Source organism: Duffyella gerundensis (assembly GCF_001517405.1).
GTDB lineage: Bacteria > Pseudomonadota > Gammaproteobacteria > Enterobacterales > Enterobacteriaceae > Duffyella > Duffyella gerundensis.
The window spans coordinates 3,223,199-3,237,388 of the sequence record NZ_LN907827.1; the positions used below are offsets into that span (position 1 = coordinate 3,223,199).

The 14,190-nt window shown below is 59.9% G+C and carries 10 protein-coding genes; 6 read left to right on the top strand and 4 right to left on the bottom strand.

Annotated elements, in window-relative coordinates:
• Window positions 1–100 precede the first annotated feature (100 nt).
• The 3 genes from EM595_RS14805 to EM595_RS14815 form a co-directional block, all read right to left on the bottom strand.
• Window positions 101–1,147: an SDR family oxidoreductase gene (locus EM595_RS14805; protein WP_067433716.1), complete on the bottom strand. Its 1,047-nt coding sequence runs from the start codon at window positions 1,145–1,147 to the stop codon at window positions 101–103.
• A gap of 163 nt (window positions 1,148–1,310) precedes the next feature.
• Window positions 1,311–3,422 (bottom strand): putative bifunctional diguanylate cyclase/phosphodiesterase, encoded by a 2,112-nt coding sequence (locus tag EM595_RS14810; protein WP_067433718.1) that lies wholly within the window; start codon window positions 3,420–3,422, stop codon window positions 1,311–1,313.
• 156 nt (window positions 3,423–3,578) lie between these two features.
• Window positions 3,579–5,636: a putative bifunctional diguanylate cyclase/phosphodiesterase gene (locus EM595_RS14815; RefSeq protein ID WP_067433721.1), complete on the bottom strand. Its 2,058-nt coding sequence runs from the start codon at window positions 5,634–5,636 to the stop codon at window positions 3,579–3,581.
• Between the two features lie 488 nt (window positions 5,637–6,124).
• Here EM595_RS14815 and EM595_RS14820 point away from each other — a divergent pair, with 488 nt between their 5' ends.
• Genes EM595_RS14820 through EM595_RS14840 form a run of 5 tightly spaced genes read left to right on the top strand, consistent with a single transcriptional unit; the run spans window position 6,125 to window position 11,365 of the window.
• Complete coding sequence (locus tag EM595_RS14820; RefSeq protein ID WP_067433724.1) at window positions 6,125–6,694, top strand: Csu type fimbrial protein; 570 nt, start codon at window positions 6,125–6,127, stop codon at window positions 6,692–6,694.
• 31 nt (window positions 6,695–6,725) lie between these two features.
• Window positions 6,726–7,229, top strand: coding sequence for a Csu type fimbrial protein (locus EM595_RS14825; protein WP_067435532.1), 504 nt, complete (start codon window positions 6,726–6,728; stop codon window positions 7,227–7,229).
• A gap of 28 nt (window positions 7,230–7,257) precedes the next feature.
• Window positions 7,258–7,956 (top strand): fimbrial biogenesis chaperone, encoded by a 699-nt coding sequence (locus tag EM595_RS14830; RefSeq protein WP_067433729.1) that lies wholly within the window; start codon window positions 7,258–7,260, stop codon window positions 7,954–7,956.
• Window positions 7,957–7,958: 2 nt separating this feature from the next.
• Window positions 7,959–10,397: a fimbria/pilus outer membrane usher protein gene (locus EM595_RS14835; protein WP_067433732.1), complete on the top strand. Its 2,439-nt coding sequence runs from the start codon at window positions 7,959–7,961 to the stop codon at window positions 10,395–10,397.
• Window positions 10,394–11,365 carry a Csu type fimbrial protein gene (locus tag EM595_RS14840; protein ID WP_067433735.1) on the top strand — a complete coding sequence of 324 codons (972 nt, stop codon included), beginning with the start codon at window positions 10,394–10,396 and terminating at the stop codon, window positions 11,363–11,365. The genes EM595_RS14835 and EM595_RS14840 overlap by 4 nt, the downstream gene beginning before the upstream one ends.
• Here EM595_RS14840 and tcuC read toward each other — a convergent pair whose 3' ends face one another.
• Window positions 11,366–12,679: an MFS transporter gene (gene tcuC / locus EM595_RS14845; protein WP_067433737.1), complete on the bottom strand. Its 1,314-nt coding sequence runs from the start codon at window positions 12,677–12,679 to the stop codon at window positions 11,366–11,368.
• Window positions 12,680–13,860: 1,181 nt separating this feature from the next.
• Between tcuC and EM595_RS14855 the strand changes: the two genes are divergently transcribed.
• Window positions 13,861–14,097 carry a hypothetical protein gene (locus EM595_RS14855; protein ID WP_067433743.1) on the top strand — a complete coding sequence of 79 codons (237 nt, stop codon included), beginning with the start codon at window positions 13,861–13,863 and terminating at the stop codon, window positions 14,095–14,097.
• The last annotated feature ends 93 nt before the right edge of the window (window positions 14,098–14,190 follow it).

Sequence of the window (14,190 nt, forward strand, 5' to 3'; positions counted from 1 at the left end):
TTCCCTGCCGGACCTTATCACCACGTTAACAAGGAGCCTGCAGGCTCCTTTTTTCTATACCGCCTTGTTTTACCGCCCTCTTCTGCGCTTCGCATTTCCATTACGGAATAAACCGCTGTTCACGCAGCGCGGTCAGCCGATCGATAAACATCTCTTCGCTGTCGATACAGTCGGCAAAGCCGTGCTTGCGCGCCTTGATGGTGCTGGTGATGTTGTCGAAGGTGGTTTTGAGGATAAAGTCGCCAAACTGCCAGGAGACGATGCGGTCATAGGGGTATTCCTGCAGGCCGTGCTCCTGCGTCAGTTGCTGCCACAGCGGCCCTTTATCGGCCATCATCTGCTGTAGCGACAGCGGAAACGGCTCGCCCACCGGCACATCAAAAAACGCGGCAATGCGCGGCCAGATGCGCGACCAGCGGAAGTAATCGCCGTTGGTGATGTTAAAAACCTCACCGCGGCAGGATGGCGTTTCCCCCGCCCACTCCACCGCGCTGGCCAGAATGCGCGTGTCGGTTACCTGATAGAGCGCATCCCATGCGGCGCGCGGGCCAGGAAAAGACATTGGCACGCCCAGCGCTTTGGCGAGGGTGCCGTAAATCGCAATCACCATTAGCAGGTTCATCGGGTTGCCGACCGCCATGCCGATCACCGCTTCCGGGCGCAGCGCAGTCCATGACCAGGGTTTTCCCTGGGATCGTTCACGCAGAAAATCTTCCTGATCGTAATAGAAGTTCGGCGGCATATGGCGCGGATCGCTCTCTTTCGCCGGTGATGGGAACGGGCCGATATGCGCGCCATAGGCTTTGCCGCCCTGCATCAGCGTGATGTGCTGAAACTGTGGCGCGTGCGCTTCCAGCACCTCCACCAAATTTTTCAGCATCAGCAGATTGGTCTCCACCAGCTCGGCGGGCGTCGGCTTTTCCTGATAGGCAGCAAACACCAGATGCGTCGCCTCGGGGATCTGCGCCAGCAGGGTTTCACACGACTGACGATCGGTAAGATCCACCGGCAAATGCCTGGCGCGTCCGGCAAAGTCTGGCTTGCGCCGGGAAATCGCCACCAGCTCGACGTCCTGATGTTCAAAATGGCTAAGCACGCCGCGTCCAATCACGCCCACTGCGCCCGCCACCACAACCGTTTTTTTCATAACCGCGCCCTCTGCGCAAACAATGAGAAAACTAAAGTGTTGTGGCGCAGGCGGCAGTCGTCAATATGCTGGAGAGGCGCAAGCGAAGCGCCAGTACGGCGATGCCCCCGTCAATCGGGGGCTGCGGGAGAATGGTTTTTTTTCAGGCGCAGCGGCTAGCGGATCAGGCGCTGGCGGCCAGTTCCGGCTGCGCCTGCATCTCGGCGGCCTGCTCTTCGCCGACGTAATCGGGCAGTTCGCCGATGCGATCCGGCGGCAGCGGTTTACCCAGCAGATAACCTTGCAAGGTGTTGCAACCGAGGCTGGTCAGGAAGGCTTGCTGCTCGGCAGTTTCCACCCCTTCAGCCACCACTTTCAGGTTCAGCGACTGCGCCAGCGCCACGATAGCAGAGAGAATGGTGGCATCTTCCGGCTTGCTCTCCAGCTCATTGACGAAAGCGCGGTCGATTTTCAGCTCGCTGGCGGGCAGGCGCTTAAGATAGAGCAGGCTGGAATAGCCGGTGCCGAAATCGTCAATCGAGGCTTTGACGCCCAGCGTGGTCAGTTCGGTAAGAATGCGCACGCTCTCATCGGGATCGCGCATCGCGGTGGTTTCGGTGACTTCCAGCGTCAGCTGCTCCGGCGGAATGCCGTGCCGGTTCAGCGCCGCGGTGACCGTTTGCACCAGGTTATTCTGCTCGAACTGTAACGCCGACAGGTTCACCGCCACCGTCCAGCTTGGATGGCCGCTGTCATGCCATTCACGCAGCTGGCGACAGGCTTCGTTGATCACCCAGCTGCCGATGTTGACGATCATGCCGGTCTTTTCGGCGATCGGCAGAAACACGTCCGGCGACAGCAGGCCGCGCACCGGATGCTGCCAGCGCAGCAGCGCCTCAAAGCCAAGAATCGGCCCGCACGGCGCGCAATATTTTGGCTGATAGAACAGACGCAGCTCGTTGTGCTCCAGCGCCTGCCAGAGATCGTTATTGAGCTGTAGCTGGCTCTGCACCTGAATGTTCATCGACGGCTGGAAGAAGTTGTAGCCGTTGCGGCCGTTGTTTTTGGTGTGATACATGGCGGCATCGGCGTTAAACATCAGCTCACGCTCGTCGGCGCCGTCGCCAGGAAACACCGCAATGCCGATGCTCAGCGACACCACCAGCTCGTAACGCGAGACCGCAAAAGGCCGATCGATCGCTTTCACCAGCCCATCGGCAATGGTGGCCGCATCGTTGGGATGGTCGATTTCGGTGAGCAGCACGAACTCGTCGCCGCCCATGCGCGCGAGGGTAAAGTGCCCTTCGACCTCCTGCGCCATGCGTTCGCTTACCGCAATCAGCAGGTTATCGCCAACATGGTGCCCGAAGGCATCATTAACCGCCTTGAAGCCGTCAAGATCCATGAACATCAGCGCAAACTGGCTGTTCTCGCGGCTGGCTTTGCTGATCGCCTGTTCCAGACGATCTTCCAGCAGAATCCGGTTAGGCAAACGGGTCAAATTGTCATGCAGCGCCAGCTGCGCCAGTTCGCGGTTGGCCTCTGCCAGCGAACGTGCCAGCAGCGAGGTGCGCGCCTGTAAACGGGCGTCGAGCATGGAAACCAGCAGCGTAATACCAAGAATGGCGATGGTGACCACCGTCACCAGCAGCGCCAGCCAGTTGCCGTTGACGCCCATGTGCGTAGAGTGGCTGTGCGACGGGAAGCTCGCCGCCGCCATGCCGGTATAGTGCATGCCCGCGATGGCGCAGCCCATTAACACCGATGCGCCAATACGCATCAGCGTCAGGCGGCCATTGCCGGTGCGCAGATGAAATGCCAGCCACAGCGCCGCGCCGGAGGCGACCAGCGCGATCACCACCGAGAGCGCGATCCAGCGCCAGTCCCAGATAATGCCGGGCACAAACATCAGCGCCGCCATGCCGGTGTAGTGCATCGCCACCACGCCGCTGCCGAGCACCAGCGCCCCGCCGCACAGGCGCAGCGCTGGCAGTTCGCCGTAGCAAACCAGCCAGAGCGCGAAAATGGACGCCACGATGGCGATCAGCATCGAAATGGCGGTGAGCGACGCGTCATAGCTCATTACCATTGGCAGCGTCATCGACAGCATGCCGATGAAGTGCATCGCCCAGATGCCCACGCCCATGGCAAAACCGCCGCCGATCAGCCAGACCAGCGCGGCTTTACCGCTGGAGGTGGCGACGCGGCCCGCCATATCGAGCGCGGTGAACGAGGCCAGCATCGCCACAATCACGGAGATGATGACCATCATTGCATCATAGGAGGTAACCAACATAGGCGTTTCCAAAAGGTCAGCTGCCAGCGCACCGGCATAAGGTAGAAAAAACGGGCATCGTCATGTTCGAATTATCGGCATCGCTCGCGGGCATCTTAGGCTATCCGCACCTGAACGTACCGATTACTGCAAAAGGTCAATCTGTTGCCTGCGCGATCACGGCGGGCTGGCGATCGCCTGCGCCACGCGCTCTGCTGGCAAGGGTTTGCCCAGCAGATAGCCCTGCAGGGTGGTAAAACCGAGCCGGGTTAGCAGCTGCTGCTGCTCCGCCGTCTCCACGCCTTCGGCCACCATATCGAGATTCAGCCCGTGTGCCATCGTGAGCATGGCGCGCACTACGGTGGCATCTTCGCTGTCCGCCCGCAGGCTGTTGATAAAGTTGCGATCGATTTTCAGCTCGCTGGCCGCCAGATGTTTCAGCTGGAGTAAGTTAGCATAGCCGATACCAAAATTATCGATGGCAATACGCACGCCGAGGCTGGCCAGCGCGGCGATAATCTGCTGACTGAAGGCGGGATCGCGCATGGTTACCGACTCGGCGATCTCCAGCGTCAGCGAACCGGCGGGCAGCTGATGGCGCGCCAGCGCATCGCGCACCGTATTCAGCAGATCGTGCTGCTGAAACTGCAGCGCCGACAGGTTTACCGCCACGCTCCATTCCGGATGCCCCCCGGTGTGCCACTGTCGCAGCTGGCGGCACGCTTCGTTGATTACCCAGTTACCGATCGAGACGATCAGCCCGGTTTTCTCGGCGCGGGCGAGAAATTTCTCCGGCGTCAGCAGGCCGCGCGTCGGATGCTGCCAGCGTAACAGCGCTTCAAAGCCCAGCGGCTGTTGATTGCCGGTGGAGAACTGCGGCTGATAAAACAGCCGCAGCTCCTGACGATCCAGCGCCGCCCAGAGATCGGTGGCCAGCTGTAGCTGATGCTGCGTCAGAGTGTGCATCGCCGGTTCAAAAAAGTGCCAGCCGTTGCGGCCACTCTGCTTGGTGTGATACATCGCCGCGTCGGCGTTGAGCATTAAGATTTTGCGCGTTCTGCCATGCTCCGGGAACAGCGCGATGCCCACGCTCAGCGAGACGCGCAGCTGGTAGCGCGCCAGGTCGAACGGCGCGTCGATCGCCTTCACCAGCGTGCCCGCCACCTGCCCCGCCTGCGCGCGATTCGCCTCGTTGAGCATCACCACAAACTCATCGCCGCCCAGCCGCGCCAGCATCGCCGTCTCCGGCAAGTTATCATTCAGCCGTTCCGCTACCGCCCGCAGCAGCCGATCGCCAATATGGTGTCCCCAGGCGTCGTTGACCGCCTTGAAGCCGTCGAGATCCATGAACATCAGCGCCAGCGGGTGATCTTCCCGACTGGCGCGCCGCAGGCTACGATCGAGCTGCTGTTCCAGCATGATGCGGTTGGGCAGGCCGGTCAGCCCATCCCGCATCGCCAGCTGCTTCAGTTCACGATTGGCGCGGGTTAGCCGGTACGCCAGCTTTGCCGCCTGCAGCTGGGCATCCAGCATGGAGGCGAGCAGCGTCAGGCCGAGAATAGAGAGCGTGATGATGGTGACCCATACCGCCAGGCCCTGCGCGCTGAATCCCTGATGATCGATCATGCTGTGTGTGGAGAAATGGGCGGCGGCCATGCCGATGTAGTGCATACCGGCGACGGCAATGCCCATCACCAGCGCCGCACCGAGCCGCAGCAGCAACACGCCGCGCAGATTTCTTCGCAGGTGAAAGGCGAGCCACAGCGCCAGGCCGGAAGCGCCGATGGCCACCACGCAGGAGACCGCCACCAGCAGCGCATCCCAGCGAATCGCAGGCGAAATCAACAGCGCACGCATGCCGATATAGTGCATACCGATGATGCTACCGCCGAGGGTCAGCGTGCCCGCCAGCCAGCGTCGCAGGGTCAGCACGGCGCGGCTGGCGGCGAACCACAGCGCGGTGGCGGAGCCGACTATCGCCAGCAGCAGTGAACCGAGGGTTAAGGGGATGTCATAACGGGTGGTCAGCGGCATCATCATCGCCAGCATGCCAATAAAGTGCATCGCCCAGATGCCGATGCCCATCGCCGCGCCGCCACCCGGCAACCAGAGCAGCGCGCGACGCCCACGTACCGCTGCCATGCGGCCTGCAATATCAAGCGCGGTGAACGAGGCGATAAACGCGACGATCAGAGACACCGTTACCAGGATCCCATCCCAGTTAACCATCAGCATCGTACCACTCCTTTCCATCATGCCTGTCCGCAGCTCGCGATCGTGACGTTGCCCTAAATATGCTGCCTGTTATCGGCATCTGGTACGCAATATTTACCGCACGCCCTCAGCGAGCCGTGAAATATTGTTACGCAGGGGTACTTTCTGCGAGGTCAAAAAAAACAGCATGCCGAAAAGCGGTCCGTTATCACGACGTTACGCCTGTTCTGCCGTTACGCATAGCACTCTGCGTCACAGAAAAAAGCTGATAAAACAGGGAGTCATCACAATACTTAAGAGAAATTACCCTTTGCCATTTACCCGAAGGGTTCGCTTGTTCTATAGTTAGGAAAATTTATATAAAAACATTTAGTCACATCTCGGAACTTTCTTACAAAATAAGCGAGTTAGCGTCACGAGATGAGCGCAGCGGTTATTTAAGATTTTATTTAATGCGTTACCCATCAGGTGAAAAAGCAGAGCTTGTTTTTAATTCGTAAGGAATGATTATGAAAAAGACGCTTTTTCTTCTGGCCTGTGGCCTGAGTACCGTTGTTTCACCTCTGTCGATGGCGGCGACCACCAACGGCTCCTTTAACGCCACGCTGACGCTGACCACCGGCTGCGTGATCAACGGTGTGCCTAATGCCCCTAACGGCGTGAACTTCGGCACCTTAGACTTCGGCAGCAGCGCCGCGACCTTTACCTCGCTCGATGCCACCTTGCAGGGCTCGCAAGGCGCAGGCATTAACGTGCTGTGCACCACCAATCAACCCTTTAACGTGCGTATTACCAGCAGCAACGAAGCGCCTGGCACCGTATTTGGTACGGTCACCGGTCAGCCACGTTATCTGGTGTTAGGTGCCGATCCTACGCAGGGCATCGCCTACACGCTGTATAACGACGCAGCGCGTGCGACCCCTGTTGCCAATAACACCGATCTGGTCGCGGTGGGCACGCCCAGCCCCACGTTGGGCCAGAACTTCCCCATTTATGGCCGGGTAACCGGCGGCAACAACAGCTCGGCGGTCCCGGCAGGCACCTATACCGATACCATTAACGTTGCTGTGAATTACTGATCGGCGTAGCCGGAATTCAACGATGCCGGGGATGTGGCACCGTCAACTCGCTGCGCCTGCTCTCCTGCTGCTCATGGCTGGACAGGTGCAGGCGCTGCCGACCCAGACGTTTCAGGTCTCGGCGTCGGTGGTGGCGGGCTGTGTAATTTCAGGCATCAATACCGGCGTGTTCGGCACGCTGGATTTTGGCACCCAGTCGGGCGTGTCGCGGCAGAACGTCAGCGCCAGCTTTGTGCAGAGCACCTCGATTAATCTGGCCTGCACGCCCGGCACCAGCCTGAACATGAGCATCAACGGCGGCAGCAATTTTGGCACCTCGCGCAACCTGAAGCTGGCTAATTTCAGTAATACCATCGCTTATCAGCTGTTCAGCAACGCCAGCCGCACCCAGGCCATTCCGGTGAATCAGAACGTCACGCTGAGCTATGCCAACGCTAATAACATTACGTTGCCGATTTATGGCCAGCTGCAGCTACCCGGACCGACGCGCGCTGGCACCTACACCGATACCCTGACCGTCACCCTGAGCTGGTAACGGGCGAATGAAAAGAAAGGAACCGATCATGAACTGGCTTCGTCCCCTTGCGCTCTCCCTGGCCGTGCTGGCTGCGCCGCTGCTGCATGCGGCAAACTCGGTGATGATCTGGCCGATCGATCCGAAAATTCACAGCGAGGATAAAGCCAGCGAACTCTGGCTGGAGAACCGCGGTAACGCCACCACGCTGATGCAGGTGCGCATCTTTCAGTGGCAGCAGATTAATGGTCAGGAGCAGTATCAAACTCAGCAGCAGGTAGTGGCCAGCCCGCCGCTGGTGCGCATCGAACCCGGCCAGAAACAGCTGGTGCGCCTGATCAAACAGACGCCGCCGTCCGCCAATACCGAAGCCGCCTATCGCGTGGTGCTGGATGAGATCCCGACGCCACAGAAACCCGGCGAGAACCAGGCCGGACTGACCTTCCAGATGCGTTATTCGGTGCCGCTGTTTGTTTACGGCAATGGCCTGACGCCCGACGGCGTTAAGCCGCAGCTGAGCTGGCAGCTGGTTAACGACGGGGGCAAACGCTTTATTGAGATCGCCAATAGTGGCAACGGCCACGCCCGTATCAGCAAGGCGCAGCTGGATGGTCGCACGCTGTCCGACGGCCTGCTGGGCTACGTGCTGGCCCGCTCCAGCAACCGTTTTCCGGTTAATGCGGCGAGCGGCAGTGAGCTGCAGGCGCAGGTGAATGACAGCAGCTGGCGCAGCCGCGGCTCGCGCTAGCTATGCTGCTTCACCGTTGCGCCTGGGCCGTGCTCCTTGCGCTGTGCGCCGTTGATGCCACGGCAGAGACCTTTTCGACGCTGCCGCCACCGCCTTCTCTGTCGCCAGCACCACAGGGCGATCGGCAGCAATATATGCTCGGTCTGGTGGTGAATCAGCGCGATCGTGGCGACATCGTGCCGGTGACCTTCCAAAACGGGCACTATCTGCTGCGCGCCAGCGATTTGCAAAACGCCGGGATTCCGGCGGAGAAGCTGCCAGCGGGCGAGGTGGATCTCGCCACGCTGCCCGAGGTGCAGGCGGAATACAACAGCCAGCGCCAGCTGCTGTTGCTCACCGTGCCACCCGGCTGGCTGCCCGCGCAGACCTTTACCGGTGACGATCGCGGCCCACGTTATCCGGGCCAGGTCAGCAATGGTCTGTTGCTGAACTATGATGCCTACGCCAGCCGTGTCGAACGCGGCAGTTCACGGCTGGCGCTGCTCAGTGAGCTGCGGCTGTTTGGCCCGGCGGGACAGTTTTCCAGCAACGGTGTTTATCAGCAGACGCTGTCCGGCAGCAGTGCGGCGCAGGAGGATGGCTATATCCGCTACGACACGTTTTGGGCCAACGAGGATGAGAACCGCGCGCTGAGCTGGCGCGTTGGCGATCTGATCAGCGACAGCCTCGCCTGGAGCAGCAGCGTACGGCTGGGCGGCGTATCCCTTGGCCGCGACTTCAGCGTGCGCCCCGATCTGGTGACCTATCCGCTGCCCGCCTTTGCCGGTCAGGCGGCCGTGCCCTCCACCGTCGATCTGTTCGTTAACGGCTATCGCACCAGCCGCAACGACGTACAACCTGGCCCCTGGTCGCTGACCAACCTGCCGTTTGTTAACGGCGCGGGCGATGCGGTGATTGTCACTACCGATGCGGTGGGTCGCCAGATCACCACCACGCTGCCCTTTTATGTCACCAGCGATCTGCTGAAGCCTGGCCTTAGCGATTTCTCTTTTTCGGCGGGTGCGCAGCGGGAAAACTACGGCGTGAAAAACTTCGATTACGGCAGCGCCGCCGCCAGCGGCTCTTATCGCTACGGCGTGAGCGACTGGCTGACGCTGGAGACCCACGCCGAGGCAACGGAATCGCTGGTGATGGGCGGCGGCGGCGCGCAGTTCAAACTGGGCGCGTTTGGCGTGGTTAACGGCGCGCTGGCGCAGAGCCAGCTGGCCGGAGAACAGGGTACGCAATACAACTGGGGCTATCAGTACAATCGCGACGGCTTCAGCATCGGCACTCAGCATACCGTGCGCACGGCGCAGTTCGGCAATCTGGCGCTGGTAGGCAACCGCAGCGGCGACACCGGCGACGGCAACATTCTCTACGCGCTGAGCCGCCGCAGCGCGCAGTACAACGCCAGCCTGGCGCTGAATCAGTTTGGCAGTATCGGCGCGGCTTACATTGAGATCGACAGCGGCGATGGCCAGCAAACCCGGCTGCTTAACCTGTCGTGGAGCAAAAACCTGTGGGGCAACAGCAGTGTTTACGTTTCCGCCAGCCACGATCGCGAGCAGTCAGGCTGGAGCGGCGCCGTCTCGCTGGTGATTCCGTTTGGCAATGAGATCAGCAGTGCAGTGAGTCTTGAACGCGATCGCGAGGGCAACAACGCGCAACGCCTTTACGTCTCACGTGCCATGCCCAGCGACGGCGGGCTGTCGTGGGATGCCTCGTGGGCCAATCAGGCCAGCGGCGGCGATTACACTCAGGGTAGCCTGCGCTGGCGCGACCAACGCTTTGATAGCGCTGCCGGCTTCTACGGCGACGGTGACAGCAGCACGCAGTGGGCCGATTTCAGCGGCTCGCTGGTGATGATGGATAACCGGGTGTTCGCCGCCAATCAGGTCAACGACGCTTTTGTGCTGGTGAAAACTGGCTATCCCGACGTCACGGTGCGCTATGAGAATCAGCCGATGGGCCGCACGGACAAAGAGGGTTATCTGCTGGTGCCGTCGATCAACAGCTGGTATCCGGCGAAGTACGATCTCGATACGCTCGACCTGCCCGCCGATGTCACCACGCCCAGGGTGCAGCAGCGTTTTGCAGTGAAGCGCCAGAGTGGCTTTTTACTGAATTTCCCGGTGGAACCGCTGCGCGCCGCCAGCGTGATTGTGCAGGATCAGCATCAGCAGCCGGTGCCGGTTTCCAGCGTGGTGACGCGCGCCGGGCAGGCGGCGGAATATGTCGGCTGGGATGGTCTGGTGTGGATGGAGAATTTACAGGCGGACAATCTTATTCATCTGCAAACGCCGGATGGCCGCACGTGCGATACCCGACTGACGCTGCCTGGCGGTCGGCCGCAGGCGCTGAAAACCTATGGCCCGCTCACCTGCTCGCTGCCGGATCTGCCCACGGGCGCCGCGCCGGTTAGCGATGCCGCTAATTCGACCTCAGGACTGTTGCCATGATCAAAATGCTGCTGCTTGTGCTGCTGCTGTTTTCCACTGCCGGACAGGCCGCCTGTACGCTACCCGCCGCCACCGCCAGCTTCGGCTCGCTGACCTCGTTTGCGGTGAACAGCACCGCCAGCACTACCTCCAGCAGCGCCAACGTTAACTGTGGCTCCGGCTCCACGCTGTCGCTGCTGGGCAATAACAACATTACGTTGCAGCTGACCAGCGCCACGGTGACCGCCAATACGCGCGGCGTGCTGAAACGCAGCGGTGATACCGGCACGGATAATATTCCGCTTCAGCTCTGTACCGATTCGGCCTGCACCAGTGAACTGCGCGTGGGCGGCACACCTTACACCTACAATCAGGCGCAGCTGCTGAACCTGATTGGCCTGCTCGGCGGGCTTAACTTCAGCCTGCCGCTCTATCTGCGCACCGTGCCCGGCCAGACGGTGGCGGCGGGCACCTATACCGTGACGCTTAATCTGGCGGTGACTTACAATATCTGCACCAGCCTGAATGTGGGCCGGTTATGCCTGACGCCGCAAACTGGCAGCGGCGTGATCCCGTTGACCACCACGCTGATCGTCACCAACGACTGCACCACCATCACCGCGCCCAATATCAGCTTTGGCAGCGCGCCGCTGGTGAGCAGCTTTCCCAGCGTGTCGCAAACTATCAACGTCATCTGCACCAAAGGCAGCGTTTATACGGTGGGATTAAGCAACGGCAATTATGCGTCAGGCAGCGTGCGTAACATGGCAAGCAACGCTAACCGGCTGAGCTATGAGATTTATAAAGGCACCAGCAGCAACCGCTGGGGGCCGAGCGGCAGCGAACGTCAGGCCAGCAGCGCCGCGGCGTCAGTCAGTGCTGATGGCCTGACGCGCGGCTTTGCCTACCGCGCGCAGGTGCTGACTAACCAGAACACGCCGCCTGCGGGCAACTACAGCGACAGCGTGGTGGTAGATATTGCGTTTTAATCAGAGCGCTTCGGCGGGCTTTCCCTGATGCGCGTAACGATACCGTTTTACCAGCTTGCCGATACAGAGTGTGCCAATCAGGCCGCACACGGCGGCAAAGGTTAGCCAGACACCGGGCATCGCTTTATCGCCGGTGGCGTGAATCAGGTAGCTGGAGATAGCTGGCGTAAAACCGCCAAACAGCGCGGTTGCCAGGCTGTAGGCCAGCGAAAAGCCCGAGGCGCGCACTTCCGCCGGCATGATTTCCGCCAGATAGACCACCATCGCCCCGTTGTAGCTGGCATAAAGAAACGACAGCCACAGCTCCGCTTCCAACAGGTGATTAAAGGAGGGCGATCCCACCAGCCAGTGCAGCACTGGCCAGGCGGTGACGATCATCAACAGAGTAAACAGGATCAGCAGTGGACGACGACCCACGCGATCGGAAAGCGCGCCCATCAACGGCAGCCAGAACAGGTTGGAAATGCCGACAAACAGCGTGACCAGAAAACTCTGTTTATCGTTCATCATCAGCACGGTTTTACCGAAGGTCGGCGTGAAAGCGGTGATCATGTAGAACATGACCGTGGTGGTGACCACCATCAGCATACCCGCCAGCACCAGCGCCCAGTTGCTGGCCACGGAGCGCATGATGTCGCGCATCGCCGGATGATGTTTACGCTGTTTGAACTCGTCGGTCTCTTCCATCATGCGACGGATCCAGAACAGGAACGGCACGATCATGCAGCCCACCACAAACGGGATACGCCAGCCCCATTCGGTAACCGCCTCTTTCGCCAGCAGATGATTCAGCGCCAGCCCCAACAGCGCCGCGAAGATCACCGCAACCTGTTGACTGCCTGACTGCCAGCTGACGTAGAAGCCTTTGCGCCCTTTTGGCGCCACTTCCGCCAGATAGACTGAGACGCCCCCCAGTTCCACGCCTGCCGAGAAGCCCTGCAGTAAACGCCCCAACAGAATAAGGATTGGCGCTGCCATGCCCAGTGTCGCGTAGCCCGGCACCAGCGCAATGGTCAGCGTGCCGATCGCCATCAATCCCAGCGTCAGCAGCAGCCCTTTGCGACGACCATGATGGTCGATGTAGGCACCCAGAATAATCGCGCCCAGCGGACGCATCAGGAAACCCGCGCCGAAAGTCATCAGCGTCAGCATCAACGACGCGAAGGGATCGTCACCGGGAAAGAAGGTTTTTGCTATGGCGGTGGCGTAGTAGCCAAATACCATAAAGTCGTACATTTCCAGAAAGTTACCGCTGGTTACGCTGAGTATCTTGCGCGCACCGCCCTGCCGCGGCGCACTGATTGCATTGCTCATTACTGCTTCCTTTATCGCTATTTTTTTCTCTTTTAGCGTGGCGGCGCGGAATTTAATGTGATGGCGATCACTATGAACCATTAGCAGGCAAACAATAGCGTAACAAATGATTAACATGGGGAGGAGGCCCGGAAACGGGGGATTTGCCCGGAAGCGGGCGGCTTTTGTCTTGCAGACGGCTATTAAGGTCAAGGTCTTGAGGTCAAGGTCTTAAGGTCAACGGCCATTTCGTTCTGCCTGGCTGGCGGCTTTAAGGTCAACGTCTTTAAGGTCAACGGCCATTTCGTTCTGCCCTTCGGGCCGCCCGAGCAGGGGCGGCATGCGCCCCGCCCCTGCACCCCGGCTATCCGGCAAACACAACCGCCCGCCGCAGGCGGGTACCTTCGTCGGTTCACATTTCTTCACGGACCGCTCGCGATTCGCTCCAAGCTCAGCGCTCCCTTGTCCCGCCATCCATGGCGGGACATCCTAAAATGTTCACCTCCTCAGCGGTGGTGATGCCTCCTCAAGGTCAACCCCCAGGTCAAAATCCAAAAGACTAAGACCGGAATTCAAAGTAAAACCCAAACCCAAACCCAAACCCAAACCCAAACCCACAACCCACAACCCACAACCCACAACCCACAACCCACAACCCACAACCCACAACCCACAACCCACAACCCACAACCCACAACCCACAACCTACAACTCACAACCTACAACTCACAACTCACAACCCACAACCCACAACCCACAACCCACAACCCAAAAACCTGAAATCTGAAATCTGAAACCTGAAGCTAAAAAATTGAAGCGTTTTTGCCTTTTATTTAAGCTTTTGTTCTTAATTACTTTGGTTTTGACCTGGGTTTTGACCTTTAGAGGCATCACAAACGCCGAGGGAAAAGCGTTTTCCAGGGCGAGCCGCAGGGATGCGGCGAGAGGGCGCGCTGAGCCGGGAGCGAATCGCGTCCGGTCCGTCAGGAAAACGCTTTTGCTGAGGGAACCCGCCTTTGGCGGGCGATTGTGTTTGCCGGATAGCGCGGGTGCAGGGCCGGGGCGACTGCCGGCCCTGCTCGGGCTGCCTTCAGGCAGAACGAAATGGCCTTTGACCTGGCCTTTAAACAGCCTGCCTGCCAGGCAGAACGAAATAGCCGTTGACCTGGCCTTTAAGCAGCCTGCCTGCAAGGCAGAACGACATGGCCGTTGACCTGGCCTTTAAGCGGCCTGCCTTCAGGCAGAACGAAATGGCCTTTGACCTTGACCTTAAGAGCCGCCAGCAAGGCAGAACGACATGGCCGTTGACCTGGCCTTTAAGCGGCCTGCCTGCAAGGCAGAACGAAATGGCCTTTGACCTTGACCTTAAGAGCCGCCAGCCAGGCAGAACGACATGGCCGTTGACCTTGACCTTAAGAGCCGCCAGCCAGGCAGAATGAAATGGCCTTTGACCTTGACCTTAAGAAGCCGCCTGCAAGGCTAAAAGCCGCCCGCTTCCGGGCAAATCCCCGCGGAATTTCTTCCGCGATCCC

Excerpts from the sequence above, each read along its gene's own strand:
- EM595_RS14805 (WP_067433716.1), bottom strand. The coding sequence starts at position 1,147 with ATGAAAAAAACGGTTGTGGTGGCGGGCGCAGTGGGCGTGATTGGACGC.
- EM595_RS14810 (WP_067433718.1), bottom strand. The coding sequence starts at position 3,422 with ATGTTGGTTACCTCCTATGATGCAATGATGGTCATCATCTCCGTGATT.
- EM595_RS14815 (WP_067433721.1), bottom strand. The coding sequence starts at position 5,636 with ATGCTGATGGTTAACTGGGATGGGATCCTGGTAACGGTGTCTCTGATC.
- EM595_RS14820 (WP_067433724.1), top strand. The coding sequence starts at position 6,125 with ATGAAAAAGACGCTTTTTCTTCTGGCCTGTGGCCTGAGTACCGTTGTT.
- EM595_RS14825 (WP_067435532.1), top strand. The coding sequence starts at position 6,726 with ATGTGGCACCGTCAACTCGCTGCGCCTGCTCTCCTGCTGCTCATGGCT.
- EM595_RS14830 (WP_067433729.1), top strand. The coding sequence starts at position 7,258 with ATGAACTGGCTTCGTCCCCTTGCGCTCTCCCTGGCCGTGCTGGCTGCG.
- EM595_RS14835 (WP_067433732.1), top strand. The coding sequence starts at position 7,959 with ATGCTGCTTCACCGTTGCGCCTGGGCCGTGCTCCTTGCGCTGTGCGCC.
- EM595_RS14840 (WP_067433735.1), top strand. The coding sequence starts at position 10,394 with ATGATCAAAATGCTGCTGCTTGTGCTGCTGCTGTTTTCCACTGCCGGA.
- tcuC (WP_067433737.1), bottom strand. The coding sequence starts at position 12,679 with ATGAGCAATGCAATCAGTGCGCCGCGGCAGGGCGGTGCGCGCAAGATA.
- EM595_RS14855 (WP_067433743.1), top strand. The coding sequence starts at position 13,861 with ATGGCCGTTGACCTGGCCTTTAAGCGGCCTGCCTTCAGGCAGAACGAA.